Below are 25,590 nucleotides of genomic sequence, written 5' to 3' on the forward strand. Positions count from 1 at the left end.
GGGTGCGACGGCCGGGGGCGTGGGGCATCTGGCTTGACGCCAGCACGCGAGCGTCTGTCGCTCGTCAGTTCCGTCACAAGCAGCGCTGCCGGCCTGTGACGCACAATCCACCGTCCGAACGATCTTGGCACGGATGACGATTGGCAAGTGTGAACCAACTCGCACTGCTTTCAATCTTCTTCGACAGGATGATCGCCGTCGCGCGATCGATATTCCTACACGTCCGGACACTTTCTCAAGTCGTATGCACGAGCACGATCAGTCCCGCCACAATCAACGCGGCGCCGGCGGCATAGCTGAGGCGGTGGCCGACCGGGAGCAGCTTCTCGCAGGCGACGTAGACGGTGATGCCGACGATCCAGAGCAGGTTCATCACGCCGCCGACGAACAGCAATGCCATCAGGAACCAGCAGCAGCCGAGGCAGTAAAGGCCGTGCCGCAGCCCCATGCGCAGCGCACCGGCCGTGCCCGGTTGCCAGTGCCGGCTCAGGAACAGCACCGGGCTCTGGCAGTAGCGCAGGCAGGCGCGCTTGAGCGGCGTGAACTGGTAGAGCCCGGCCAGCAGCAGGACGCCGCTGGCGAGCGTCGCGCTGGTAGCAGCCATCGCCATCGACAAGAGGCCGGCGAGGTCGAGTTGCCATTGCGCCAGCGTCGCGGCGAGGCTAAAGCCGGCCCAGATCACGAGATAGCCGCACAGGAAGATCCAGGCCTCAGCGAGGGGAGAGGGCGTTGCCGATTGCTTGCGCTTCAGGGCGGCGAACAGCAACACCATCGGCGCGGCGCTCGAGATCATCATGGCGACCATCATCGTCAACCACATGATGAACACCAGCACGGCATAGGAAGGCGTCCATGGCGTCGGATCCATCGGCATATCAGCCATGCTCATGTCGATGCCGGCGCCGGCCAGGAGATAGGCCCAGGCCAGCGCCATCACCGCGGCGATGCCGCCTGCAAAGATCAGGCGGTCATGCCGCAGGACGTGTTCGAGCGCCGATGTCTCGCTCATGGTGGGATCCCAGCAGCTGAACGGCCGAACCGCGTCCGGCCGTGTCAGGCCGCGACGCCGTCCGGCGTCTGCACGACGTTGGCGAGCGAGCTGTGCGAGCCCTTGGTCTCGTACTTGATCGCCCCGGTCGAGCGGATGTTGGAGGAGGCCACCTCGGCCCCCCTGTGCTCGAACCCCTCCGGCATCACGACCTGGATGCGATGCGGCGTGCCGGTGACAGGATTCTTGATCGGCTCGACCTCGGTCTCCAGCACGCCCTTGGCGACGAGCTTGGCGACGCGCCCGTTCTTGTCGAAGGAGAACTCGATCGGCACGAACACCGGATCATGGATCTTGGTCACGATCAGGCTGAAGATCTGGAACAGCGTGCCTTCGGCCGAATTCTTGCCGGACAGGATGTTGAACAGCGCTTCGCGCTGTTCCGCCGTGGCGCGCTCGTCGATGATCGGCTGCATCTGCCCGTTGCCCTCGTGCAGCGCGCCGGGAAAGTCGACGGTTGCCGCGAACACCAGGCCGTCGAGCTTGGTGCTGCCGAAATGCCCCTTGGTGATCCGCATGCCGACCATGCCTTTGCAGGAACCATGCGTCGGCAGCGCATTGAAATCGCAGGGGCAGCCAAATGCACAATTGCAGTTCTTGATCCATTCGCCTTCGAGACGCCAGTCAGAAGCCATGGCAAACCTCCATATGACTGTCGGTGATCAATGCAGGCGCTTCAGAATGCCTTCCGCTTCAAAAAAACCGGATCAGTTCAAGTAGGCCGGGATCATAGCAGCAACCGGTCCGGCGGTACAGGAAGCGCTGACGCCCGATCGCCCAAACATCGCCGCGGCGGCGCACGGAGGCGCCTATCGGGGAGGGAGGACGGACCGGGATTGAACGTCCCAGCCTCGACGTCAGACGAAATACCGAGCAAGTCGCTTCGTGTCGGGGGATTCCATGACAAGCCAAGGAGACCGTGCGGCGGCAACGACCGGCAAACCCTGGAATGGTGGTTTCGGGGCTGTCGCGGCTGTCACCCTTTCCGTCGCGACGGGTGCTGCCGCAAAGCCTCCGGGCCAGGACGCCGCCATGATGCGCATGCTGGCGTGCGACGGCGAAGGCGTCAGGATGGAGGTCTATCTACCGCTATCGGTTGCATTGGCAGGCCAAGGCCTGCGCGCCGGCCAGACGGTGATCGGCTACTACGCACTCGACCTGACCGAGGCCAACAAGGGCAAGCCGCTTGAGCCGGTTCGCGTCACGATGAGCGCGGACAAGAAGACAGTGACTGTCGACCAGTACACAAGGGGACTGCCGCCGACACAGATTCCGGTGGGCGGGGGCACGGTCGATTTCGATCAGCGGTTTGCGAAACGCGCCAAATGCGGCCCGTTCCAGTCGCAGGACCCGAACTTCGGGAATTGATGCGACGCTAGCCGCGCGCGAATCCGCCGCGGAGCGTGCCGTTTCAAGGGGCGGCGTCCCCTTGCTGGCGCATGCCTAATCTCTCGGCAATGTGGCTTGACCCGGAGGCAAATGCCGACGAAGTTCCGCCTGCCGTGGTAATTTCTTCTGAATTTTCCCCTGAAGTCGCTACGTTCATTCCCGACTCGCGCCGGGCATGGCTGCGCCTTGTCGTGGCCGTCGTGATCGGCTCGCTCGGCAGCGTCGGCATGTGGTCGGTCGTGGTGGCGCTGCCGGTGGTGCAGACCGACTTCGGCGCGACGCGCGGAACGGCCTCGCTCGCCTTCACCATGGTGATGCTCGGTTTCGGCCTCGGCCAGGTCGTGACCGGCAAGATCAGCGACCGCTACGGCATCGTCGCGGCGATCGGCGCCGGGATCGGCATCCTCGGCCTCGGCTATGTCGGCGCCGGCTACGCGCCGTCGATCTGGGCCTTCATCCTGCTGCATTTTGCCATCGGTCTGTCGTCGGCGGCGACCTTCGGCCCGTTGATGGCGGAGGCGTCGCACTGGTTCGAGCGCTACCGCGGCCTCGCGGTCGCGATCGCCGCGAGCGGCAATTACGTCGGCGGTACGGTGTGGCCGCCGCTGGTCAATTTCGGCATGCAGAGTGTCGGCTGGCGCACCACCCATATTGCAATCGGCATCTTCACCGCGATCTCGATGCTGCTGGCACTCATGGTGCTGCGCGTGTTGATGGGCGCAGCGACCAGGCGCAGCCATGGCAACGCGGCACCACCGCGGGTCGACCTCAAGCTTTCCACCAACGCGCTGACCGCGATCCTGTCGCTGGCGTCGATTTCCTGCTGCGTGGCGATGTCGATGCCGCAGGTCCATATCGTCGCCTATTGCGGCGATCTCGGCTACGGCGTGGCGCGCGGCGCCGAGATGCTGTCGCTGATGCTCGGCTTCGGCATCATCAGCCGGATCGGCTCCGGCTTCCTCGCCGACCGGATCGGCGGCATCCGCACCCTGCTGATCGGCTCGATCGCGCAAGGCGCGGCGCTGTTGTTCTATCTGTTCTTCGACAGCCTGACCTCGCTCTACGTCATCTCGGCGATGTTCGGCCTGTTCCAGGGCGGCATCGTGCCGAGCTACGCGATCATCGTGCGCGAGGCGATGCCGGCGTCGGAGGCCGCGACGCGGATCGGCATCGTGATCTTCGCCTCGGTGTTCGGCATGTCCTTTGGCGGCTGGATCTCGGGCGTGATCTTCGACGCCACCGGCTCCTATGCCGCCGCCTTCGCCAACGGCCTCGCCTGGAATCTGCTCAATGTCAGCATCATTCTGCTGCTCATGATGCGGGCGCGGCAGCGGGTGGCGCTGGCGTAATTCTCGATCACACCGCCTGGCCGGCCTTGAGTAATGAGCAGCCGGTGATCTTCAGGCTGCCGTCGGCCTGCCGCTCCAGCGTGTAGAGCGCCTCCCACGCCTCGCCATTGGCGTCGACGATATGGACGCGCTGCGCGATCCGATCGCCGTCGCTGCGCGCCTCGCCGAACTCGAAGCTCCTGTGCCGATAGACCGGCGCGTATTGGTTCTGCACCATCGACATGAAGATGTCGGCTTGCGGAAAGATCTGCCGGATCGCGGGCGCGGCATGCGAATAGGCCGCCGCGGCGTCGTCGCGGCCGAACGCCTGCTCCTGCGCGCGGATCACGGCCTGCGCGGCGCCGACGTCGTCGGCCGCTGCGGGAGCGAGCGAGCCGAGCAGAATAGCGACGAACATCAGGATGATGCGCATGCGGTGGCACCGTCGACAGTCGACCTTCCAGCCGCCGCAAGGCTACTCCCGCGCGACCACGGCGGCAACGGAGCAGGCGCGTTCGGCGGCTGGCTCCGAACGACCACGCAGCGCGATGTCAGTTGACGCGCCGATGGTGCCGCAGCGCCTCGGCAGTCGGGCATCCGGCGTGCCGCGCATCACGCGTTGCGAATGGCTGCTCGATGGTGACGATCTGGCAACCGTATTGCGCCGAAACCTCGGCGATGACGTTCGACACCGCGTCGTCGATCCGCGAGCCGGGCAGATGCGCGACGATCAGGTCGCCGATGCTGAGCCGCTTGCGGACGCGCAGGTCGTTATCGATGCGGTAACTGAACAGGGCATGGATCACGCCGCGGCGATCGCGGATCGCGATCAGCCCGGTCTCGGGCGAGCTGCCGCGGCAGCGCCGGCGCACGAACCGCAGCCACTGATCCGTGGTAATACTGGCATCATGCATGAACACCAGCGGATAGGCCACGATCGCATGCTGATGGTCGATCGGAAGTGCCTGGAATTGCTCGTTCATCGCCCGGATTCCCCGATGATGGCGAAACTGCTGGGGAAAGCGCGGCGCAGCATTGATCTGCATCAATGCCGTTGGCGGTTGATCCAGATCAAATCGGGGTTGATAGTGTGAAGCACCTAGCCATGCGGACCCTCGAAGCCATGAGCATTGCCGAGCCACTACAGGATTCGTGTGCCGGCGCGACGCGTTCCGACTGCAGGCACGGCCACGCCACGAATGGCTGCGAGGACTGCAAGGTCAGGCTGTTCAGCGTCTGCGCTGCGCTGGAGCCGTCCGAACTCGAGGAGCTCGACCGGATCAGCCAGGCAAAGCAGGTTCCGGCACGAACGACGCTGTTCGAGCAGAGTGCGCTGGCGGGCAGCGTGTTCAATGTCACCGACGGGGTCGTGCGGCTCTACAAATCATTGCCCGACGGCCGCCGCCAGATCGTGGGTTTCGCGCTGCCGGGCGACTTCCTCGGACTTGCGCTGCAGGACCGCTACGGCGTCACCGCGGAGGCGGTCAACGACGTCGCGGTTTGCCGTTTCGTGCGATCGGCGTTCCTCGCCTATGTCGACGGCAAGCCGCATCTGTTGCGCCGCCTGCATGAGTTCGCGGGGCACGAGTTGAGCCTGGCGCAGGACCAGATGTTGCTGCTCGGACGGCGCAGTGCCGAGGAAAAGATCGCTGCATTCTTGCTCCACATGCAGACGCGATACGCCCGGATCGGAAGCGTGTCTGTCACCGTGCCGCTGCCGATGAGCCGGCAGGACATCGCCGACTATCTCGGTCTCACCATCGAGACGGTGAGCCGCACGCTGACCCGCCTTGCGCGCGAGAAGGTGGTGTTGATCGTGCCCGATGGCGTGCGGCTGCTCGACCTCGAACGGCTCAAGCTGAGCGGCGCGAACTGACGCTTCGGCGTCGGCTTTTTGATCCAGCACAAGGCGATGCGCGCGCAGGCGCGCTAGGTCTCTCCATCACATGCAGGAGACGACCCATGCCTCTCGACACCATCCTCGTCATGATCGCGGTCACAGCGATGTTCGCCACCATTGCCGCCGTTATTGCCTGGGGCGACCGGCAGACGCGCGATCTGTGATACTGCCGAGTGACCAGAGCCATTCCGGTCCGATTGAATCGGAACGGGTCTCTGGATCGTTGTCCTGACGCGTTTTCGTCACGCGAACCGGTATCCACTCCGCCTGAAGACGCTCTATCTGATCGAGCCCTTGAAATTATCGATGTCCGGCGAGGGGCGGGCGGGAAACATCCGCGCGGTCGAGGAATTGTCGAGCCGGCGCTTGCATTTCGCTTCGTCGGCGTCCTTGTTCTCGGTGCCGTCCTTGTTCGAGTAGCGCTTCTTCGCGAACAGATCGTCCTGCCGGTTGACGATCAGCATGGCGTGGTCGCGCTCGAGCGTGTCGGGGTTCTTGCGCTGCTCGTCGGAGCGGAACGTGCCGCCGACGATCTTGCCCGTCATCTCGTAATCGCAGCCGGCCTTCCAGTCGCCCTGGTCCCACTTCCATCCCGTCGCCTTCACGGCGCCGTTGCTCTCGGTGGTGATCTTGATGATCGCGTTATGGGCGAGCCAGATGCCGGCAAGTCCGCCGCGCTTGTCGTCAAAGCCTTCGAGCAGCGCCAGGCGTTCGCGCTGCAATCCGTCGACGTGATCGCGGGCATCGACGGTGAAGTGAACCTGGGAGCTCTGCTTGTTCCAGGCCGGGTGCAGGAATTCGGGATATTGCTGCGCCTGGCTCTTCACCCAGTTGCGCTGGTCGTCGATCAGCGCGCGCCGCGTCGCCTCGTCGAGGTGCGGCTGCAACGCCTTCCAGGCGCGGTTCAGCCGCCGGTCGTTGTCGGCCAGATCAGGGTCGGCGCAGATTTCCTCGTCGGTCGCCGTCTCCGGCCTGGTGCAGTCGAAGGTCGGGACGACGAAGGCGGTGTCCGCACTGTCGGATGCCGTATCCTTGCCGGCGGCAAAATAGCTGCCGGTGACCTGCCACATCGACGAGCAGTCGGCGAAGCCGTCCCACTCCTCGTCGTCGATGCTGCCGACGATCCGCAAGGTCTCGCCCTGGCGGCGGAGTTTGAGTGACGGCGGCCTGGCGGGAGCGGCCGCAGCGTCGGCTTTCGGCTTGTCGGCCGCCGTGTCCGTATTGATCACCACGGTGCCGGCGAGCCAGCCACTCCCCGCAGGCTTCAGGTCGGCGGTGAGCTTGCAGCTTCGCCTGCGGTCGCCGCCATAGTCGCCGCGCAGATCGGCGGCGAGGCGATAGGCGCCGCCGTCGGCCGGCGTCAGCGTGATGTTGCCGAAGGCGTTGACCCAGTTGCCGGCGAAGCCGGGACGGCCGGATGCCATTCCCTCAAGCGCGGCGGCGCGGCGCCGCAAGGCTTGCGCAAAACTCTCCTTCAATTCGTCCGCGTCGCTATCGGCCAGCACCTCGGCGGCGTCGATGATCATCTCGTTGAACCAGGTCTGGTCGCGCTTCAAAAGCGGCTTGATGTTCGCCGGCATCCTGCCGAGCGCCGCGTCGAACGCCCGGTCGATCTGCGTCACCAGCCTGTCGGTGCCGGCCTTCCTGCAGTCCGCGGTCTTGATCGTGCCGTCGCCGCTATCGCCGCACAGCCTGATCGCGGTCGGCCCGCTGCTCGATGCCCGCAGATCATCGTCCGTCGCAACGGACGGGCCGGACGCAAGGACCGCGATGGCCGCGACGGCGGCCGCAAACCGTGGAGAGCAAGGCATCGACGTCACCCGCACGGCCGCGCCATGCGGCCCCTGCGGCTTGGGTCGCCCGCCGCGCGCGCCGGGTTCAAAATGTCGGCGGCGTGCAGGCCGAGATCACTTCGCACGGCTTGGCGCCGATGCAGCGGAAGCGGTGCGGGCGGCGGCTTTCGAAGTAATAGGCGTCGCCGGCGTTGAGCACCCGCCGCTCGTCGTCGACCGTGACCTCGAGCCGGCCCGAGACCACAATGCCGCCTTCCTCGCCCTCATGCACCAGCGGCACCCGGCCGGTGTCGCTGCCGGGCTCGTAGCGCTCCTTCAGGATCTGCAACGCCCGGCCGAACAGACTGTCGCCGATTTGCAGGTAGGAGATTGGCTTCTTGCCGATCTCGGTCAGCTCGTCGGCGCGATAGAACGCCTTGCGCGGCCGCTCCGGCTCGATCGCGAAGAATTCGGCAAGCCCCATCGGGATCCCGTCGAGGATGCGCTTGAGGGCGCCGACCGACGGGTTCATCTGGTTGGATTCGATCAGCGAAATCGTCGAATTGGTCACGCCGGAGCGCTTGGCGAGCTCGCGCTGCGACAGCTTGTGCCGCGCGCGGATGAATCGAAGCCGACCGCCGATGTCGACGCTCATGGCAGTCCCCTTGGCAAATCCCTGTTGCAGGTGTTGCGGATCGAACAAATCTTGGCAGACCGCCTCAACAAGATCAATGGCTTGCGGCGCGGCAGAAAAGGACTTGTTGAGTGCCTGGAAGAGTGGTCCGACTAGCATCAGTCAGCAATGGAGCGCCGCCGTGACCGTTCATCAGATTCCGAACACCATCAAGACCGACTCGTTTTGGATGCCGTTCACGGCCAACCGGCAGTTCAAGAAGGCGCCGCGGCTGTTCTCCTCCGCCAAGGGCATGTACTACACCTCGGTCGACGGCCGGCAGGTGATCGACGGCTCAGCCGGCCTGTGGTGCGTCAACGCTGGCCACGGCCGCCCGCAGATCGCGGCCGCGGTCGAGCGGCAGCTGTCGACCTTGGACTTCGCGCCCTCGTTCAACATGGGCCACCCGCTCGCGTTCGATTTCGCCGAGCGGCTCGCCGAGATCGCCCCGAAGGGGCTGGATCGCGTCTTCTTCACCAATTCGGGCTCTGAATCGGTCGATACCGCGCTGAAGATCGCGCTGGCCTATCACCGCGCCGCCGGCCAGCCGAGCCGCACCCGTTTGATCGGCCGCGAGCGCGGCTATCACGGCGTCGGCTTCGGCGGCATGTCGGTCGGCGGCATGGTCGCCAACCGCCGCCAGTTCGCGACCCATCTGCCCGGCGTCGACCACATCCGTCATACCCATGATCTCGCCCGCAACGCCTTCGCCAAGGATCAGCCGGAGCACGGCGCCGAGCTCGCCGACGATGTCGAGCGGATGGTGGCGCTGCATGGCGCCGACACCATCGCGGCGGTGATCGTCGAGCCGGTGCCGGGTTCGACCGCGGTGCTGCCGGCGCCGAAGGGCTATCTGCAGCGCCTGCGCGAGCTCTGCACCAAGCACGGCATCCTGCTGATCTTCGACGAGGTCATCACCGGCTTCGGCCGCCTCGGCACCCCGTTCGCCGCCAACTTCTACGGCGTGACGCCCGACATGATGACGACCGCGAAGGGCATCACCAACGGCACCGTGCCGTGCGGCGCGGTGTTCACCAGCCGCCAGATCCACGACGGGCTGATGGTCGGCCCGGACAACGCCATGGAGCTGTTCCACGGCTACACCTATTCGGCGCATCCGGTGGCCTGCGCGGCGGGTCTTGCCACGCTCGACATCTACAAGGACGAAGCTCTGCTGACCCGCGGCGCCTCGCTCGCCGACTACTGGCGCGATGCCCTGCATTCGCTGAAGGGCCTGCCGAACGTGGTCGACATCCGCAATCAGGGCCTGATGGGCGCGGTCGAAGTCGCGCCGCGCGATGGTGTCGTCGGCGCGCGCGGCTACGACATCATGGTCGATTGCTTCAATCGCGGCCTCTACTTCCGCATGAGCGGCGACTCGCTGGCATTGTCGCCGCCTTTGATCGTCGAGAAGTCGCACATCGACGACATCGTCTCGATCCTCGGCGACTCCATCAAGCGCGTGGCCTGATAATTGCTAGCTAGATATTAGCTAGCTCTACAAATTGCTGTCGCCGTTGCGAAGCAGAGTGGTTTCGCAGCGGCGATTGCGTTTTCGCTGCAGGATGTGAGGAAAAGTGAAGGTCCTTGTTCTCGGCAGTGGCGTGATCGGCGTCACCTCTGCCTATTACCTTGCGCGCGCCGGCCACGAGGTGACGGTGATCGACCGTCAGCCCAAGCCCGCGCTGGAAACCTCCTTTGCCAATGCCGGCGAAGTATCGCCCGGCTACTCATCGCCCTGGGCCGGCCCCGGCGTGCCGGTCAAGGCGGTGAAGTGGCTGTTGATGAAGCACGGCCCGCTGGTGATCCGCCCCAAGCTCGATCCCGTGATGTGGCTGTGGCTCTTGAAGATGCTGCGCAACTGCACGACGGCGCGCTACGCGGTGAACAAGAGCCGGATGATCCCGATCGCGGAATACAGCCGCGACTGCCTGCAGGCGCTGCGCAGCGAGATCGGCATCCGCTATGACGAGCGTGCGCGCGGCACGCTGCAGCTGTTTCGCGAGCAGGCGCAGCTCGATCACACCGGCGACGACATCGCGGTGCTGAAGCAGTACGGCGTGCCGTTCGAGGTGCTCGGCCGCGAGGGCTGCATCGCCGCCGAGCCCGCGCTGGCCGGCGTGAAGGAAAAGTTCGCCGGCGGGCTGCGGCTGCCGCATGACGAGACCGGCGACTGCCACATGTTCACGCAGGCCCTGGCGCTGGAAGCCGAGAAGCTTGGCGTGCGCTTCAACTTCAATGTCGGCATCGACGGACTGAATGCGGACACCACCCGGATCACCGGCGTCGCGACCAGCGCCGGGATGATGACGGCGGACGCCTATGTGCTGGCGCTCGGCAGCTATTCGCCGATCCTGCTGCGGCCGCTCGGCATCTCGCTGCCGGTCTATCCAGTGAAGGGTTATTCGGTCACGGTGCCGATCAAGGACGCGTCCGGCGCGCCTGAATCGACCGTGATGGACGAGAGCTATAAGGTCGCGATCACCCGGCTCGGCGATCGCATCCGGGTCGGCGGCACCGCGGAGATCTCAGGCTATTCGACCAAGCTCTACGCCGCGCGGCGCGCGACGCTGGACCATTCGCTGACCGACCTGTTTCCGCGTGGCGGCGACCTTCCCAGGGCCACCTTCTGGTGCGGGCTGCGCCCGATGACGCCGGACGGCCCGCCGGTGATCGGCGCGACGCGCTTCGCCAATCTGCATCTCAACACCGGCCACGGCACGCTCGGCTGGACCATGGCCTGCGGCTCGGGCCGCGTGCTGGCGGACATGCTCTCGGGGAAGAAGCCCGAGATCGACACCAAGGAGCTGTCGATCAAGCGCTACGATGTCAGGTTCGGCTAGCTCGTTTCGAGCGAAGTTTCGTAGCCCGGATGAGCGCAAGCGATATCCGGGTCTTTGTCCCGCATGTCGCTTTCGCTCATGCGGGCTACGCGGCTTCGGTTCTGATTCAATCAGAACCGAGAATGCTCTAGCGGCTTGATCGAAGGAACGCGACAATGCCGATGCAGCGGATGCCTGCCGATTACGAGATATCAGCCGATCCGCACCGCCTGGACGTCGAGGTCATTCACACGTTTCTGGCGAAGGATAGCTATTGGGCGCGGGGCATTCCGAGATCGACCGTGCAGCGGGCAATCGACAACTCGATCTGCTTTGGCGTCTATCATGGCGCCGCACAGGTTGGCTTCGCGCGTATCGTCACCGACAGGTCGACCTTCGCATTGCTTGCCGACGTGTTCATCCTCGAGGCGCATCGCGGCAAGGGATTGTCGAAATGGCTGGTGCGTTGCGTTGTCGAGCATGAAGACCTGCAGGGCCTGAGGCGCTTCCTGCTCGCGACCTCGGACGCCCATGGACTGTACCGCCAATTCGGGTTCGAAGCGCTCGGCAACCCGTCGCGCTTCATGGAGATCGTCCGGCCGGATATCTACCGGTCGGCTTGACCGCCCCGCCAGGGCGGTTGCGATCGCGGGTTCGCTTCCACTCCGGGGCTATTCGGCGGCGTTCTTCACGGGCGGTTCGGCATCGTCGTCTCGCTTCGTTGCCGTCCAGTTCGACAGCGCATTCGAGAATCGGTCGAGATAGAGATACACGACCGGCGTGGTGAACAGGGTGAGCGCCTGGCTTACGATCAGGCCGCCGACCATCGCATAGCCGAGCGGCTGACGGATTTCCGATCCCGTTCCGGTGCCCAGCATCAGCGGGACGCCGCCGAGCAAGGCCGCCATCGTCGTCATCATGATCGGGCGGAAGCGCAGCAGGGCCGCTTTCCGGATCGATTCACGCGGCGACAGATGTTCCTCGCGTTCGGCGGCGATCGCGAAGTCGACCATCATGATGCCGTTCTTCTTCACGATCCCGATCAGGAGGATGATGCCGATCAGCGCGATCAGGCTGAAATCGAACCCGAACGCCATCAGAATCGCCAGCGCGCCGACCCCAGCCGATGGCAGCGTGGACAGGATCGTCAGCGGATGGATGTAGCTTTCATAGAGCACGCCGAGGATCAGATAGACCACGACCAGCGCGGCCAGGATCAGCAGCGGCACCGAGCTCAGTGATTGCTGGAAGGCCTGCGCGGTGCCCTGGAAACTCGAGCTGAGCGTGGCTGGAGCACCGAGATCGGCGACGGCGTTCTGGATCGCATCGGTGGCCTGGCCGAGCGCCACCCCTTGCGCGAGGTTGAAGCTGATCGTGGTCGCAGGAAACTGCCCCTGGTGCGCGATCGCGAGCGGGCGCACCGGAATAGTGGTCCACTTGCAGAACACGGAGAGCGGTACCTCGTCCCCCGTGGTCGGCGACTTGATGTAGAGCTTGTTGAGCGTGTCGAGCTTGCCCTGCAATTCGGGCAGGATCTCCAGGATGACGTGATAGCTGTTGAGCTGGGTGAAGTATTGGGTCACCTGGCGCTGGCCGAAGGCGTCGTACAGCGTGTCGTCGATCAGTTGCGGCTGGATGCCGAAGCGCGACGCGGTGTCGCGATCGATGGTCAGCGTCAGCGTCGTTCCCTCGGTCTGCTGGTCGGTGGCGACGTCGCGCAGTTCCGGCAGCGTCTTCATCCTGGCCAGAATCTTCGGCGCCCATTCGTTCAGCTCGTCGAGCTTTGCATCCTGCAGCGTGTATTCGAACTGCGTCCGCGTGGCGCGGCCGCCCAGCCGGACGTCCTGGGACGCCTGCATGTAGAGACGTGCTCCCTCGACCGCCTCGAGCTTCGGCCGCAGCCGCGCGATGATCTGCTGCGCATTCGCGTCGCGCTCCTCGCGCGGCTTCAGCGTGATGTACATGCGACCCGAATTCAGTGCGGTGCCGCCGCCGCCGATGAACTCGGCCATGCTCTCCACCGCGGGATCGGCCCGAACGATCCTGCTGAGCTCTTCCTGATGCCGCTCCATGTCGGCGAAAGAGATATCCTGGGCCATCTCCGACACCGCGTTCAGGAAGCCATTGTCCTGTTGCGGGAAGAATCCCTTGGGAATGATCACGAACAGATAGACCGACAGTGCGACCGTCGCGAAGAAGATGCAGAGCGTGGTCCGGCTCCAGCTCAGCGCCCGATCAAGCCCTCGCTCATAGGCATGCAGCATCCTGTCGAATGCCGCCTCGCTCCATTGGTAGAGCCGGCCGTGCCTGGTTTCGCCATGCGCGCGCAGGAAGCGCGAGGCCATCATCGGCGTCAGCGTCAGCGACACCACCAGGGAGACGAAGATCGCCATCGCCAGGGTCACCGCAAATTCGCGGAACAGCCGGCCGATCACGCCACCCATCAGCAGCAGCGGGATCAGCACCGCGATCAACGAGATACTGATGGACAGGATGGTAAACCCGATCTCGCCGGCGCCCTGCAATGCCGCGGCGAGCGGCCGCGCGCCCTGCTCGACGTATCGCGTGATGTTTTCCAGCATCACGATGGCGTCGTCGACCACGAAGCCGACGGCGATCGTCAGTGCCATCAGCGAAAGGTTGTCGAGCGTGTAGCCGAACACCCACATCAGCGCGCAGGCGCCGAGCAGCGCGAGCGGCACGGTCACGGCGGGAATCACCGTCGCCCAGAAGCTGCGCAGGAACAGGAAGATTACCATGACGACCAGAACGATGGTGATGAGCAGCGTGATCTGCACGTCCTCGACCGCGGCGCGGATGGTCAATGTCCGGTCGCTGATGATCTTGATCTTGATGGCGGGCGGAATCGCGGCAACCAGCCTTGGAAGCTGCTCCTTGATCCTGTCGACCGTTCCGATGACGTTGGCGCCGGGTTGTTTGAAGATGACGAGGAACACGCCGCGTTTGCCATCCGCCCAGGCGACCCGCTTCATGTCCTCCGGCCCGGCGACGGCCTGGCCGATGTCGCGAATCCGCAACGGGCCGCCGTTGCGGTAGGCGATGATCACGTCATTCCAGTCCTTGGCATCCAGCAGCTGATCGTTGGCGTAGATCGTGTAGGCACGGCTCGTGCCGTCGATGTTGCCCTTCGGACTGTCGACCGTCGTGATCGCGATCTGGCCGCGGATATCTTCCAGCGAGAGCCCCTTGGCGACCAGCTTGGCGGGATCGATCTGCACGCGGATCGAAGGCTTCTGCTGGCCGCCGATGAACACCTGGGCGACGCCCGAAATCTGACTTATCTGCTGCCCGAGCTGGGCGTCGACTGCATCGCTCACGGTGATGAGCGGCAGGGTGTCCGAGGTCGCCGACAACAGCAGGATCGGCGAGTCCGCCGGGTTGACCTTGCGATAGGTCGGCGGCGTCGGCAGGTTCTTGGGCAACTGGCCGCCTGCGGCATTGATCGCCGCCTGGATGTCGTTGGCGGCGCCGTCGATGCTGCGGTTCAGATCAAACTGAATGGTGACCGCGGTCGACCCGAGCGAACTCGTCGAGGTCATCTGGGCAATGCCCGGAATCTGCGCGAATTGCCTCTCCAGCGGCTGCGCAACCGAGGAGGCCATGGTTTCCGGGCTGGCGCCGGGCAGATTTGCGGAAATCTGGATGGTCGGAAAGTCGACTTGCGGCAGGGGCGCGACCGGCAGCAGGGGATAGGCGACCATTCCGACGAACAGAATGCCGGCCATCAGCAGCGAGGTGCCGATCGGGTAGCGGATAAACCGAGATGAGATGCTCTCGTTCACTTCTGCGATCCAAATGAACGGCAGGCGCATCTTTTCCCGAAGGTCGGGAGTCGTCCTCGAAAGCTCGAGCGCGAACGCGCGTTTTCCTCGCCATGGCCAATCGGCAGATCGCGGAGCTGCCTCCGCGTCTACCTGTTTTTTGCCAGCATAATCATTCCGGGGCATGCCGCGCGAATGGAAACGTCGGATCGCACATTCGACGTTCGTTCAATGGCCGGAATTCGCGTGCCGTTATCGCCGCTTGGGAAGCGTCAAAAATGTCGCTGGCGCAGAATATATCGTGGGACGACATATTATTGCGCGCGCGGTTGGCTCGACGCCACGAGGGGGCGTCATGATTGTTCAGCCGCGGCTTGTCCGATGCAACTTACTGGTGCAGCGGTCCTAGGCGATGTCGAACTCGTCCTGCATTCTGGTCACGATGTCGCGAAGTTCTTTTTCCTTCGCCTCGTCCAGCGCCGTCTCGCGGGTGCCGCCGAGATCCCAGCTCGGCGTATAGCCCTTGAGCCGGATCAGCTTCAGGCCAGTGACACCGGATCGTCTTTCCAGCTCGGCCGTGATCTCGTGCTGCATTTGAAGCGTCTTCATCGCGCATCTCCGGGAACGCTATCCCGCTCAACAGGACAGCCAGCATCATGTTCCTCGCGAGCCCGCGCCGGATGTGTGTCCCGCCGTGCAGGAACGTGCGCCTTGCGGTCCACGTTGCTTCCGGTCGAACCAGGAAAGGATATCACATGAAGAAACTGGCAACGATCGGATTGGCTGCGGCCATGATGCTGTCGACATCGCTAGCCTTCGCGCAGGGTGGGGGCGGCGCCGGTGGCGGATCGGCCGGAGGCGCGAGTGCAGGCGCGGGGACCGGAAGCTCCGGCACGGGAACCGGCACCGGCGGCACCACCGGGATGGGAACAGGCTCGGGAATGAGCAATCCGCCCGGCAGCACGACCGGCAACATGAACAACCCAGGCACCTCGACGCCGAACTACTGGACCGACCCAAACAACAATTCGGCGACCGGGACCGGGACATCAAACCTTCCCGGCAACAACAGCGGAACGCGGACCAATCCGCGATGATCGCGAAAGCCCCGCCTCAGCGCGGGGTTTTTCATTACGGGCGCGTTCGGCGACGAAAGAGCCCGGCACGATGGCCGGGCTGGATCGCGAATATGAACAGATATGTATGTACCAGGCTTGGCAATGCGACGATCTAACCGGATGCCAACCTGATCGTCTGTGCACTTTAGCACACTTGCGCGGCCACCGTGCTCAGCGACCGCCGTCATCGCATCCGGGCGCGGGCTTATGCGGCTCATATGCCGCGGAGACCGCAGCGCTCTCGAATTCATATCCCGCCCTGAAGATATTGAGCCCGACGCAGACGCTCTCGCGTGCAGGCCAGGCTGTTGGAGTTCGGCCGCGAGCGCGGCAGCGAACCGAAAGGTGATGTCATGTCTTCGCTTCAGATTGCTATCGGCGACCGGATCATCGAGCCGATGATCGCGCTTGCCGGCTGCACGACGCAACAGCGCATCGTCGTGGCCGGCACGAGGAGCATGGAATTGATGTTCGAGCTGCAGCGGCGCGGCTACGCGCGCGCGGCGGCGTCGGGCAATTGCGGCCGCCCCGCCGGTCAGTACGACGTTGCGCTGGTCGATTGGCGGCGGCGCACGCTTCTCTCGCTCGAGCCGGCGCTGGACTGGTTGACGAATGTCCTTAGCGCCCGTGCGGTGCTGGTGGTGTGGGTCGATGCCCAGAAGTCCTCGGCCAACCAAAGCCTGCGGGCGTCGCTGGAGCGGCGCGGCTTCGTCGTCGAACAGGGCATCGTGCATCAGTACGGCTGCGCGCTGTCGGCACGGAGGTCGCAAGCCCATCCGCTGCAGCTGGCGGCCTGACGCGCTGAACGCGGCTATCGCGAAGGGAAATCGCCATGTCCAAGGTGCGACGCGCCGTGATCCGCGAATGGATGCTGCTGGCGCGCGAGAAACGGCAATCCAGCGAGCAGGCGGCCGCATTTGCAAGGGCGGCGCTGCAGCGGCACGACATGCCGCGCAGCAGCCGGCGAACACCGCACGAAATCATCATGCGGTGGCTGCGGCCACGCACCGGACGTCCTTGAGCGGTGGCCGCCGCCATCGTGGGGCGGGCGGCAATCAACAGCAGAGCAATCGATGCGTGCCCATGAGTTTGAGCTGTCCCCATATGCGCCTCGCGGCGCGGAGGATCTTGTTGCCGAAATCGCGAGGTCAACGTCCGACGCTGCGGCGCGCAGCGCCGCGGCTCTCGCACTGGTGTGTTGCGACATCATCGCGGGCGAGGGACCCACGATGGCCGGCCGGGCGCATTTCTCGCGAACGATCGACGCCGCCGACGCCGCGCTATGTGCGCGTATCCTCTGTGCCGCCGGTCGCGCCGGACATTCGGTCAGTCGCGTCGAAGCCGACGCGCTGTTCGCGATCGATGCGGTCGGAAGCGAACGGGTCGATGACGGACGTTTCGACGACCTGCTTGCCAAGGCGGTGCTGCATCATCTGATGGGCGCCGCCGGCACAACCATTCCCGGCCGCGAGCAGGCGCTGGCCCGCGACAATCCGCTGGATGACTGGGGGTCGGCGATCGTGCTGGCTGCGGAGCCGCGATCCTGGCTCGCCGGTCATCTTGACTGGATGAAGCCGTCATCCCCCGCCGCGCGCACCATCGATGCGGTGCTTCATGTCAATCCGGCAGGACCCCGGCTGCCGCTCGGCATCCTCTTCAACATGGAGGCCTGAACAAGCATAGCCCGTTGAGCCAACGGGTCGCGCGATGGCCCGCCGATGACAGGCTCCGCGATATCCGGGGCAGTCGGTCCCGCATGTCGCTGCGCTCCTGCGGGCTACGATGGGTAAGGTCAGCGTGACGGCTTTGGGTTGGCCTTCTTCGCAGGCTTTGCCGTTGTGCCGACCGGCTGCACCCGCAAGCCGTCCACGAACACATCCAACAGCCTGAGCGCGGTGGTCTGCCAGCCGGGCTGGTCGTGCATGTAGCACATGCCGATCAGCGCCCGCAGCACGTCCTCGGCGCTGATGTCGCCGCGGATCGCGCCGGCCGCGACCGCGCGCGCGAGCAGGGTGCCGATCGCCCTGGTCAGGCGGTCGAACGAATAGGCGTGCAATTCGGTCGAGCCGTGCGCGACCAGAGCCAGTGCCGCGACCATGCCCTTCTTGGTGGCGACGAATTCCACATTGGCGCGCAGCCAGCGGCGCAGCGCCTCGACCGGCTCGGGGGCGCATTGCAGCTGCTCGGCCAGATCGCCGAGCTGCTCGACCTCGCGGCGATAGACCGCCTCGTAGAGCGCCTCGCGGGTCGGAAAGTGGCGATAGAGCGTGCCGATGCCGACGCCGGCGTGGCGCGCCACCGCCTCGAGACTCGCCTCGCTGCCGCCGGCCGAGAACACGGCCTTGGCCGCTTCCAGCACGCGCTCGCGATTGCGCACGGCGTCGGCGCGGGGCTTGCGCGCAATTTCTGGTGATCGACCGGCCATCGCTTTTTCTTTTCACCCTCCCTTGTAAACGGAGGACGCCTCCGTATATGGCGACCAGCACCGGACCTGACAAGGCGCGCCGATCCTGCATCGGCGGCCACGGGCTTCCGTTGCCTCGATTCAACCCGACCATACACGGATCGGAGCCCCGCATGAATCTCCCACTCAGCCTCACTATCAACGGTGTCCGCCGGGAAATTGCCCTCGACGACCCCCGCGTGACCCTGCTCGACCTGTTGCGCGAGCGCCTCGACCTCACCGGTACCAAGAAGGGATGCGACCGCGGCCAGTGCGGCGCGTGCACCGTCCTGGTCGACGGTCGCCGCATCAATTCCTGCCTCGCGCTTGCCGTCAGCCATGACGGCGCCGAGATCACAACCATCGAAGGCGTCGCGCGCGGCGACCAGCTGCATCCGGCGCAGGCCGCCTTCATCGCCCATGACGGCTTCCAGTGCGGCTTCTGCACGCCGGGCCAGATCATGAGCGGCATCGGCCTGATCCAGGAAGGCCAGGCCGGCGACGATCCGGAGCGCGTGCGCGAATGCATGAGCGGCAATCTGTGCCGCTGCGGGGCCTATCAAGGAATCACCGAGGCCGTGCTCGAGGCGCAGGCCGATATCAACGCGACCAAGCAGAGGCGCTCCGCATGATGAACTTCGATTATGTCAGGCCGGCCAGCGTCGCGGACGCGATCGCGGCGGCATCCGAGAAGGGCGCGAGCTATCTCGCCTCCGGCACCAATCTGCTCGACCTGATGAAGGGTGGCGTCAGCCGGCCGAGCCTCCTCGTCGACGTCACGCGTCTGCCGGGGCTCGACCGCATCGAGCATCTGGCCGACGGCGGCTTGCGGATCGGCGCGCTGGTGCGCAATGCCGATCTCGCGCATGACACCGGGTTCGCGCGCAACCATCCGGCGGTCGCCGAGGCGTTGCTGTCGGGCGCGTCCGCCCAGCTGCGCAATGCCGCGACCGTCGGCGGCAATCTGATGCAGCGGACGCGCTGCGCCTATTTCTACGACGCCGGCAGTGCCTGCAACCGGCGCTGGCCGGGCGCCGGCTGCGACGCGCTCAAGGGCGAGAACCGCCTGCACGCGGTGCTTGGCTGGAGCGATGGCTGCATCGCGACCCATCCGTCGGATTTCTGCGTGCCGCTGGTCGCGTTCGACGCCGTCGTCGAGATCGAGGGCAAGACCGGCCGGCGCGAGCTGCCGCTCGAGGCGCTGCACCGTCTGCCGGGCGAGACGCCGGAGCGCGAGACCGCGCTGGAGCGCGGCGACCTGATCGTCGCGCTGCGGCTGCCGGCCGAAGCGCAAGGCTTCTCCGGGCATGCGCGCTACATCAAGGTGCGCGAGCGCACCTCCTATGCGTTCGCCGTGGTCTCGGCCGCCGCGGCCCTGCGCATCGAGGATGGAAAGATCCGCGAGGCGCGGCTCGCGCTCGGCGGCGTCGCGGCAAAGCCGTGGCGGGCGCGCGAGGCCGAGCAGGTGCTCGCGGGCGCCGCGCCCGATGCGGCGACCTACCGCGAGGTGGCGCGCGCCGCGCTCGCCGATGCAAGGCCGTCTGGCGACAACGCCTTCAAGATCGAGCTCGCGGAGCGCATCGTCGTGCGCGCGCTCACCCTTGCCGCCGCAGGCACGCCGGACCGGATTCCCGCGCTGCCGGGCTCTCCCTTCTCATCCGTTGCAGGAGCGTAACGCATGACGGCTGAACTCAATCTGACCCGCGACCCCGCCCATCTCAGGCACGGCTCGAATATCGGCCAGCCGCTGACCCGCACCGACGGCACGCTGAAGGTGACCGGCAAGGCCCGCTATGCCGCCGACAATCATCCGCCCGGCATGGTCTATGCCGTGATCGCGACCAGCTGCATCGCGCGCGGCCGCGTCACCGCGCTCGACGTCGCTGCCGCCAAGCGCCATCCGGGCGTCATCGACGTGATGACGCCGGCACACAAGCCGGAACTCGCGGAGGACCCGGACGCCAAGGGCAATCCGTTCGCCTTCCGCATGGAACTGTTGCAGAGCGACGAGGTGCGCTACGCCAACCAGGCGATCGCGGTCGTGATCGCGGAGACGCTGGAGGCCGCCACCGAAGGCGCCGCACTGCTGTCGCCGCGCTACCAGGTCGAGATCGCGCGCGTCGGCCTCGACGCCGGCGAAGCCTATGCGCCGCCGGTGGTCGGCATCGGTAATCCCGCCGAAGTCCGCCATGGCGATATCGATACCGGCCTTGCCGCTGCATCGAAGCGGATCGACGCAACTTACGAGACGCCGGCGCAGTATCACAACGCGATGGAGCCGCACGCGATCGTCGCGGTGTGGGACGGCGACCGCCTGTTCCTCGACACGCCGAGCCAGGGCATGGCGATGGCGCAGATGCGGATCGGCGGCCTGTTCGGCGTTCCGCCCGGCAACATCCACATCAACAGCCCGTTCCTCGGCGGCGGCTTCGGCTCCAAGGGCTTGGTCTCCGGGCCGCAGGTGCTCGGCGTCATGGCGGCGAAGCTGGTCGGGCGTCCGGTCAAGCTGGTGCTGCGGCGGAGCCAGATGTATGGCCCGGTCGGCCATCGTCCGCAGACCCGCCAGCGCATCCGGATCGGCACTGGTGACGACGGCCTGCTGACCGCACTTGATCACGAGGCGCGCGTCACGACGTCGAGCTTCGACGATTTCTACGAGCCGGCGGCGGACGCCTCGCACACGCTCTATGCGAGCCCGGCAATCCGCACCGCGCATGAGGCGGTGCGCGTCGACACCGGCACGCCGTTGTTCATGCGCGCGCCGGGCGAGGCCACCGGATCGATCGCGCTGGAAAGCGCGATCGACGAGGCGGCATTCGCCTGCGGCATCGATCCCCTGGAATTCCGGCTGAGGAACTACGCCGAGGTCGAGCCGACCACCGGCAAACCGTTTTCCTCCAAGGCGCTGCGGCAGTGCTACGCCAGGGCCGCCGAACGTTTCGGCTGGGCGGGGCGTCCGCTGCAGCCAAGGCAGATGCGCGACGAGAACGGCTTTCTGGTCGGATGGGGCATGGGCACCGCGACATTCCCGGCGCTGATGTTCCAGGGCAATGCCCGGGCCGTGATCCGCGCCGACGGACGCGGCGTGATGGAGAGCGGCGCGCATGACATGGGGCAAGGCGCCTGGACCGCGCTCACGCAAATCTCGGCCGATGCGCTGGCGCTTGATCTCGAGCAGATCTCGTTCCTGTCGGGCACGTCGGACCTGCCGGATGCCGGCATCGCCGGCGGCTCCGCGCACACCGCAACGGTCGGTGCCGCGATCCACAATGCCGGTGCGGCGGTGATCGCAAGACTCGCCGAGCTTGCGACCTCCGATGAGCGCTCGCCGCTGTTCGGCGCCGGCAATGCCGGCGTGGTGGCGCGGGCCGGGCGGCTCCATCGCCGCGACGATGATGCGCGCAGCGAAAGCTACGCCGAGATCCTGGCGCGCGCCGGCGTTGCCGAGGTCGAGGCCTCCGGCACGGGTGCGGCCGATCCGGCGGCGCAATCGCAATATGCGATGCACGCGCATGGCGCTGTCTTTGCCGAGGTGAAGGTCGATCCGGAACTCGGCCAGATCCGCGCCACGCGGCTGGTCGGCGCGTTCGCCGCAGGGCGCATCATCAATCCGTTGATGGTGCAGAGCCAGCTGCGCGGCGGCATGATCTGGGGCCTTTCCTTCGCGCTGCACGAGGAGGCGGTGATGGACAAGCGGTCCGGCCGCATCCTGAATGCCAACCTTGCCGAGTATCATGTGCCCGTGAATGCCGACGTGCCGCCGATGGAGGTGATCACGGTCGACGAGCACGATCCCCATGTGAACCCGCTCGGCATCAAGGGCGTCGGCGAGATCGGCATCACCGGCAGCGCCGGCGCCGTCGCCAACGCCGTCTTCCACGCCACCGGCATCCGCGTGCGGAATTTCCCGATCAAGATCGAGGAAGTGGTGATGGGGTTGAGGTGATGCGGCTCGACATGAGGGCTCCATAATAACAGGTGTCGTCCCGGCGAAAGCCGGGACCCATAACCACGAATGTGAGTTATGGCAGGACGCTGGGGCCGCTTCCCCTTCGACAATCAAGATTGGTGGTAATGGGTCCCGGCCTTCGCCGGGACGACGGCGGAGGTAGATGGGCCGTCACCCCGCCGCCGTCACGCAATTCACCCACAGCACCACGGCCTTCGCATCGCGCGCCGGGTTGGAAAACCGGTGCGGGCGGCGGCTGGCGAAGCGGAAACTGTCGCCCTGCTTCAGCGTCCAGGTCTCCGTGTCCACCGTCAGCGTCATCTCGCCCTGGAGCACGAGGCCGGCCTCTTCGCCGTCATGGGTATAGAACTCGTCGCCGGTGTTGCCGCCGGGCTCGAGATGCACCAGGAACAGGTTGAGCCGGCTCTCGCTGCCGGCCGGGCTCAGCAGCTGCTTTGAAATTCCCGTGCGCCACAGCTTCAGCTCGGCGCGCTGCACCTCGCGGGTCACGATGCCGCCGGCGCCGTCATTCCTGGGCGTCGCGCCGAACAGCGCGGCGATGCCGACGCCGAGTACGTCGGCCAATGTCGCCAGTACGCGCAGCGAGGGCGACGACAGGCCGCGCTCGATCTGGCTGATGAAGCCGATCGACAAATCGGTGCGCGCGGCGACCACCTCCAGCGACATTTCCTTACTGCGGCGCAGGTCGCGTATGCGGCGTCCGACCGCGAGATCCATCGCGGGCTCCGCCGGCTTGCCGACCGGTTTCTTCACCGGTTTCCTGGCCGGTTTCTTGGCCGCGCGGCGTGCCGTCGCGGGCCCTGCTGCCGCGCCTTTACGCATTCTGTTGCCGCCGCTCACGTCAGTTCGCTTCCTTCATGTGCATGAAAACCGCTTGCATTGGCCGCGGTTTCGTGACCACATTTTCATATTGGTGAAAATAGGCCGGAACGGCGTCGACCGCAACCAAAAGCCCGAAACGCGCGGGCGATGCGGCGCCAAGGCCAGCTTCGGGAGGTGTTGCGATGTCGTTTCAGCGTCTCGTCCAGGCCGCGGTGGCGGCGCTCGCCCTTGCCTTGACCGCGCCGTCAGGGGCGCAGCAGGTGCTGAAGGTCGGGTCGACCCCGACCGGCATTCCCTTCACCTTCCTCGACACCAAGACCAACTCGATCCAGGGCATCATGGTCGATCTCGCCACCGAGATCGGCAAGGATGCCGGCTTTACCGTGCAGATCGAGCCGATGCAGTTCTCGGCGCTGATCCCCTCGTTGACCGCGAACAAGATCGACATCATTGCGGCTGCGATGTTCGCCACCGCCGCGCGCAAGGAGGTGATCGACTTCTCCGAGCCGGTCTACACCTATGGTGAAGGTTTGGTGGTGCCGAAGGCCGACACCAAGGCCTATGCCTCGCAGGAGGATCTGAAGGGCACCGTGGTCGGCGCCCAGGTCGGTACTGCCTTCGTCGATGCGCTGAAGAAGACCGGGCTGTTCAGCGAGGTCAAGGTCTACGATACCATTCCCGACATCCTGCGCGACGTGAATGCGGGCCGCCTCAAGGCCGGCTTCGCCGATTATCCGATCCTCGCCTACAATCTGCAGCAGGGCAATTTCGCCGACGTCCGTCTGGTCGACGGCTACAAGCCGGTCACCGTCGGCACCGTCGCGATCGGTGTCCGCAAGAGCGACACCGAACTGCTCGCGAAGATCAATGCCTCGCTCGCCAAGCTGAAGGCGAACGGCACGATCGCAAAGATCCTGGAGAAATGGGGCCAGAAGGCCAACGCGTCGTGACGCGCGTGTGCTTCTACTGGGCTTGCCGGGCTACGCAAGAGTGACCCGTCACCCTGAGGAGCGCGTAGCGCGTCTCGAAGGGTCGACGGCCACCAGCCGGGCCGATTCATCCTTCGAGTCGCGGCGAAGACGCCGCTCCTCAGGATGACGGGAGCGGGTGACGGGACGGGATAAATTTAGCCGATGCAAAAATTCTTCCATGACGCCGTCGAGTTCGTGCCGATCCTGCTGCAGGGTGTCTGGCTGACCATCGTCGTCACCGTCGGCTCGCTGTTGCTGTCGACCGTGCTCGGGCTGGTGTGGGCCTTGATGCGGGTGTCCGGCATCGGCGTCCTGGTCGGGCTCAGCGCCTCGTTGATCAACGTGATCCGCGGCATCCCGATCATCGTGCTGCTGTTCTACATCTATTTCGTGATGCCCGATTTCGGCATCGCGCTATCGGCGCTGCAGGCCGCGATCATCGGGCTCGGCATTGCCTATTCGGCCTATCAGGCGGAAAATTTCCGCGCCGGCATCGAGGCGATCGACAAGGGGCAGATCGAGGCGGCGCAGACCATCGGGATGGGCTGGTGGCTCACCATGCGCCGCGTGGTGCTGCCGCAGGCGGTCAGGATCATCCTGCCGCCCTACGGCAATATCATGATCATGATGCTGAAGGATTCCTCGCAGGCGTCCACCATCACGGTCGCCGAGCTCGCGCTGCAGGGCAAGCTGATCGCCTCCTCGACCTTCAAGAACACCAGCGTGTTCACGCTGGTGGCGCTGATGTACCTCACCATGAGCATCCCGCTCATCCTGCTGGTTCGGCACTTCGAGAACAAGGCGAACCGCAAATGATCGAGCTCCGCGACGTCCACAAGAGCTTTGGCAGGGTCGAGGTGCTGAAGGGCATCACCGCCTCCGTCGCCAGGAGCGAGGTGGTCTGCATCATCGGCCCGTCCGGCTCCGGCAAGTCGACCATCCTGCGCTGCATCAACGGGCTCGAGAGCTACGATCGCGGCGAGATCAGCGTCGAGGGCGCGCGCGTCGACAGCAATGACCGCTCGATCGTGGCGATCCGCACCCAGGTCTCGATGGTGTTCCAGCGTTTCAATTTGTTTCCGCATCGCACCGCGCTCGAGAACGTCATCGAGGGACCGCTTTATGTGAAGAAGGAGCCGCGCGAGCAGGCGATCGCCCGCGGCCGTGCGCTGCTCGCGCAGGTCGGGCTCGCCGACAAGGCCGAGGTGCATCCGCCAAAACTCTCCGGAGGCCAGCAGCAGCGCGTCGCGATCGCGCGGGCGCTGGCGATGCAGCCGAAGGCGATCCTGTTCGATGAGCCGACCTCCGCGCTCGATCCGGAACTGGTCGGCGAGGTGCTGTCGGTGATGCGCAAGCTCGCCGACGACGGCATGACCATGGTCGTCGTCACCCATGAAATGGGCTTTGCCCGCGACGTCGCCGACCGCGTGCTGTTCATCGACGGCGGCGTCATCGTCGAGCAGGGCGCCGCCAAATCGGTCCTCAACCAACCCCAGCACCCGCGCACCCAGGATTTCCTGCGCCGCGTGCTGCATCCGCTGTGATCAGGTCA

Annotated in this window: 26 protein-coding genes; 16 read left to right on the forward strand and 10 right to left on the reverse strand. The window is 65.6% G+C overall.

All coding sequences use genetic code 11. The annotated features are described in order from the left end of the window. Window positions 1–235 precede the first annotated feature (235 nt). Both QA635_RS11845 and QA635_RS11850 read right to left on the reverse strand, forming a co-directional pair. Window positions 236–1,009: a DUF2182 domain-containing protein gene (locus QA635_RS11845; protein ID WP_283069112.1), complete on the reverse strand. Its 774-nt coding sequence runs from the start codon at window positions 1,007–1,009 to the stop codon at window positions 236–238. Between the two features lie 44 nt (window positions 1,010–1,053). Beyond that, window positions 1,054–1,683, reverse strand: a complete 630-nt coding sequence (locus QA635_RS11850; RefSeq protein ID WP_057015186.1) for a DUF1326 domain-containing protein — start codon at window positions 1,681–1,683, stop codon at window positions 1,054–1,056. Window positions 1,684–1,948: 265 nt separating this feature from the next. Between QA635_RS11850 and QA635_RS11855 the strand changes: the two genes are divergently transcribed. After that, entirely contained in the window at window positions 1,949–2,416 is a 468-nt protein-coding gene (locus QA635_RS11855; protein WP_283069114.1) for a hypothetical protein, read from the forward strand. Window positions 2,417–2,628: 212 nt separating this feature from the next. Continuing rightward, window positions 2,629–3,786 carry an MFS transporter gene (locus tag QA635_RS11860; RefSeq protein WP_425249147.1) on the forward strand — a complete coding sequence of 386 codons (1,158 nt, stop codon included), beginning with the start codon at window positions 2,629–2,631 and terminating at the stop codon, window positions 3,784–3,786. A gap of 7 nt (window positions 3,787–3,793) precedes the next feature. Here QA635_RS11860 and QA635_RS11865 read toward each other — a convergent pair whose 3' ends face one another. Further along, complete coding sequence (locus QA635_RS11865) at window positions 3,794–4,198, reverse strand: DUF4864 domain-containing protein (RefSeq protein ID WP_225160594.1); 405 nt, start codon at window positions 4,196–4,198, stop codon at window positions 3,794–3,796. A gap of 118 nt (window positions 4,199–4,316) precedes the next feature. Next, on the reverse strand, window positions 4,317–4,748 hold the full coding sequence (locus QA635_RS11870) for a hypothetical protein (protein ID WP_283069123.1): 432 nt from the start codon (window positions 4,746–4,748) through the stop codon (window positions 4,317–4,319). 140 nt (window positions 4,749–4,888) lie between these two features. Here QA635_RS11870 and QA635_RS11875 point away from each other — a divergent pair, with 140 nt between their 5' ends. After that, complete coding sequence (locus tag QA635_RS11875; RefSeq protein WP_425249183.1) at window positions 4,889–5,641, forward strand: Crp/Fnr family transcriptional regulator; 753 nt, start codon at window positions 4,889–4,891, stop codon at window positions 5,639–5,641. Window positions 5,642–5,943: 302 nt separating this feature from the next. Here QA635_RS11875 and QA635_RS11880 read toward each other — a convergent pair whose 3' ends face one another. Together QA635_RS11880 and QA635_RS11885 are read right to left on the reverse strand one after the other, a co-directional pair. Continuing rightward, window positions 5,944–7,476: a lysozyme inhibitor LprI family protein gene (locus QA635_RS11880; protein ID WP_283069127.1), complete on the reverse strand. Its 1,533-nt coding sequence runs from the start codon at window positions 7,474–7,476 to the stop codon at window positions 5,944–5,946. Window positions 7,477–7,543: 67 nt separating this feature from the next. Continuing rightward, window positions 7,544–8,092 carry a cupin domain-containing protein gene (locus tag QA635_RS11885; protein ID WP_018273259.1) on the reverse strand — a complete coding sequence of 183 codons (549 nt, stop codon included), beginning with the start codon at window positions 8,090–8,092 and terminating at the stop codon, window positions 7,544–7,546. A 160-nt stretch (window positions 8,093–8,252) separates the two neighbouring features. Between QA635_RS11885 and aptA the strand changes: the two genes are divergently transcribed. From aptA to QA635_RS11900, 3 genes are all read left to right on the forward strand, one after another. Further along, window positions 8,253–9,581, forward strand: coding sequence for an omega-aminotransferase AptA (gene aptA / locus QA635_RS11890; RefSeq protein WP_035631725.1), 1,329 nt, complete (start codon window positions 8,253–8,255; stop codon window positions 9,579–9,581). A 106-nt stretch (window positions 9,582–9,687) separates the two neighbouring features. After that, a complete protein-coding gene (locus tag QA635_RS11895) occupies window positions 9,688–10,953 on the forward strand; it encodes a D-amino acid dehydrogenase (RefSeq protein WP_283069132.1) in 1,266 nt (421 codons plus the stop codon). 155 nt (window positions 10,954–11,108) lie between these two features. Further along, the gene (locus QA635_RS11900; protein ID WP_283069133.1) at window positions 11,109–11,555 is read left to right on the forward strand and encodes a GNAT family N-acetyltransferase; all 447 of its coding nucleotides are present in this window, start codon (window positions 11,109–11,111) and stop codon (window positions 11,553–11,555) included. Window positions 11,556–11,603: 48 nt separating this feature from the next. Here the strand turns inward: QA635_RS11900 and QA635_RS11905 are convergent, their stop codons facing one another. Then, window positions 11,604–14,765 (reverse strand): multidrug efflux RND transporter permease subunit, encoded by a 3,162-nt coding sequence (locus tag QA635_RS11905; protein WP_283069135.1) that lies wholly within the window; start codon window positions 14,763–14,765, stop codon window positions 11,604–11,606. A gap of 354 nt (window positions 14,766–15,119) precedes the next feature. Continuing rightward, the gene (locus QA635_RS11910; RefSeq protein WP_016844551.1) at window positions 15,120–15,323 is read right to left on the reverse strand and encodes a hypothetical protein; all 204 of its coding nucleotides are present in this window, start codon (window positions 15,321–15,323) and stop codon (window positions 15,120–15,122) included. Window positions 15,324–15,469: 146 nt separating this feature from the next. Between QA635_RS11910 and QA635_RS11915 the strand changes: the two genes are divergently transcribed. The 4 genes from QA635_RS11915 (at window position 15,470) to QA635_RS11930 (ending at window position 17,505) form a co-directional block, all read left to right on the forward strand. Continuing rightward, complete coding sequence (locus QA635_RS11915) at window positions 15,470–15,811, forward strand: hypothetical protein (protein ID WP_283069138.1); 342 nt, start codon at window positions 15,470–15,472, stop codon at window positions 15,809–15,811. A 314-nt stretch (window positions 15,812–16,125) separates the two neighbouring features. Further along, window positions 16,126–16,629, forward strand: coding sequence for a hypothetical protein (locus QA635_RS11920; RefSeq protein WP_283069140.1), 504 nt, complete (start codon window positions 16,126–16,128; stop codon window positions 16,627–16,629). 35 nt (window positions 16,630–16,664) lie between these two features. After that, window positions 16,665–16,853 (forward strand): hypothetical protein, encoded by a 189-nt coding sequence (locus QA635_RS11925; protein ID WP_225158816.1) that lies wholly within the window; start codon window positions 16,665–16,667, stop codon window positions 16,851–16,853. Between the two features lie 52 nt (window positions 16,854–16,905). Then, entirely contained in the window at window positions 16,906–17,505 is a 600-nt protein-coding gene (locus QA635_RS11930) for a hypothetical protein (RefSeq protein ID WP_283069142.1), read from the forward strand. 119 nt (window positions 17,506–17,624) lie between these two features. Here QA635_RS11930 and QA635_RS11935 read toward each other — a convergent pair whose 3' ends face one another. Then, a complete protein-coding gene (locus tag QA635_RS11935) occupies window positions 17,625–18,257 on the reverse strand; it encodes a TetR/AcrR family transcriptional regulator (protein ID WP_253607318.1) in 633 nt (210 codons plus the stop codon). A gap of 152 nt (window positions 18,258–18,409) precedes the next feature. Between QA635_RS11935 and QA635_RS11940 the strand changes: the two genes are divergently transcribed. Genes QA635_RS11940 through QA635_RS11950 form a run of 3 tightly spaced genes read left to right on the forward strand, consistent with a single transcriptional unit; the run spans window position 18,410 to window position 22,221 of the window. After that, entirely contained in the window at window positions 18,410–18,907 is a 498-nt protein-coding gene (locus QA635_RS11940) for a (2Fe-2S)-binding protein (protein ID WP_283069145.1), read from the forward strand. Continuing rightward, entirely contained in the window at window positions 18,904–19,950 is a 1,047-nt protein-coding gene (locus tag QA635_RS11945; RefSeq protein WP_283069147.1) for an FAD binding domain-containing protein, read from the forward strand. Before QA635_RS11940 ends, QA635_RS11945 begins: the two co-directional genes overlap by 4 nt. 3 nt (window positions 19,951–19,953) lie before the next feature. Beyond that, complete coding sequence (locus QA635_RS11950; protein WP_283069150.1) at window positions 19,954–22,221, forward strand: xanthine dehydrogenase family protein molybdopterin-binding subunit; 2,268 nt, start codon at window positions 19,954–19,956, stop codon at window positions 22,219–22,221. A 174-nt stretch (window positions 22,222–22,395) separates the two neighbouring features. On the opposite strand, the gene QA635_RS11955 is transcribed toward QA635_RS11950, so the two are convergent. Next, complete coding sequence (locus tag QA635_RS11955; protein ID WP_425249148.1) at window positions 22,396–23,067, reverse strand: cupin domain-containing protein; 672 nt, start codon at window positions 23,065–23,067, stop codon at window positions 22,396–22,398. 182 nt (window positions 23,068–23,249) lie between these two features. On the opposite strand from QA635_RS11955, the gene QA635_RS11960 reads away from it, so the two are divergent. From QA635_RS11960 to QA635_RS11970, 3 genes are all read left to right on the forward strand, one after another. Next, the gene (locus tag QA635_RS11960; protein WP_283069154.1) at window positions 23,250–24,017 is read left to right on the forward strand and encodes an ABC transporter substrate-binding protein; all 768 of its coding nucleotides are present in this window, start codon (window positions 23,250–23,252) and stop codon (window positions 24,015–24,017) included. 183 nt (window positions 24,018–24,200) lie between these two features. Further along, complete coding sequence (locus QA635_RS11965) at window positions 24,201–24,854, forward strand: amino acid ABC transporter permease (RefSeq protein WP_092086188.1); 654 nt, start codon at window positions 24,201–24,203, stop codon at window positions 24,852–24,854. Continuing rightward, window positions 24,851–25,582 (forward strand): amino acid ABC transporter ATP-binding protein, encoded by a 732-nt coding sequence (locus QA635_RS11970; protein WP_283069156.1) that lies wholly within the window; start codon window positions 24,851–24,853, stop codon window positions 25,580–25,582. Before QA635_RS11965 ends, QA635_RS11970 begins: the two co-directional genes overlap by 4 nt. Window positions 25,583–25,590 lie beyond the last annotated feature (8 nt).

Origin of the sequence: Bradyrhizobium brasilense, from assembly GCF_029714345.1 — a bacterium.
GTDB lineage: Bacteria > Pseudomonadota > Alphaproteobacteria > Rhizobiales > Xanthobacteraceae > Bradyrhizobium > Bradyrhizobium australafricanum.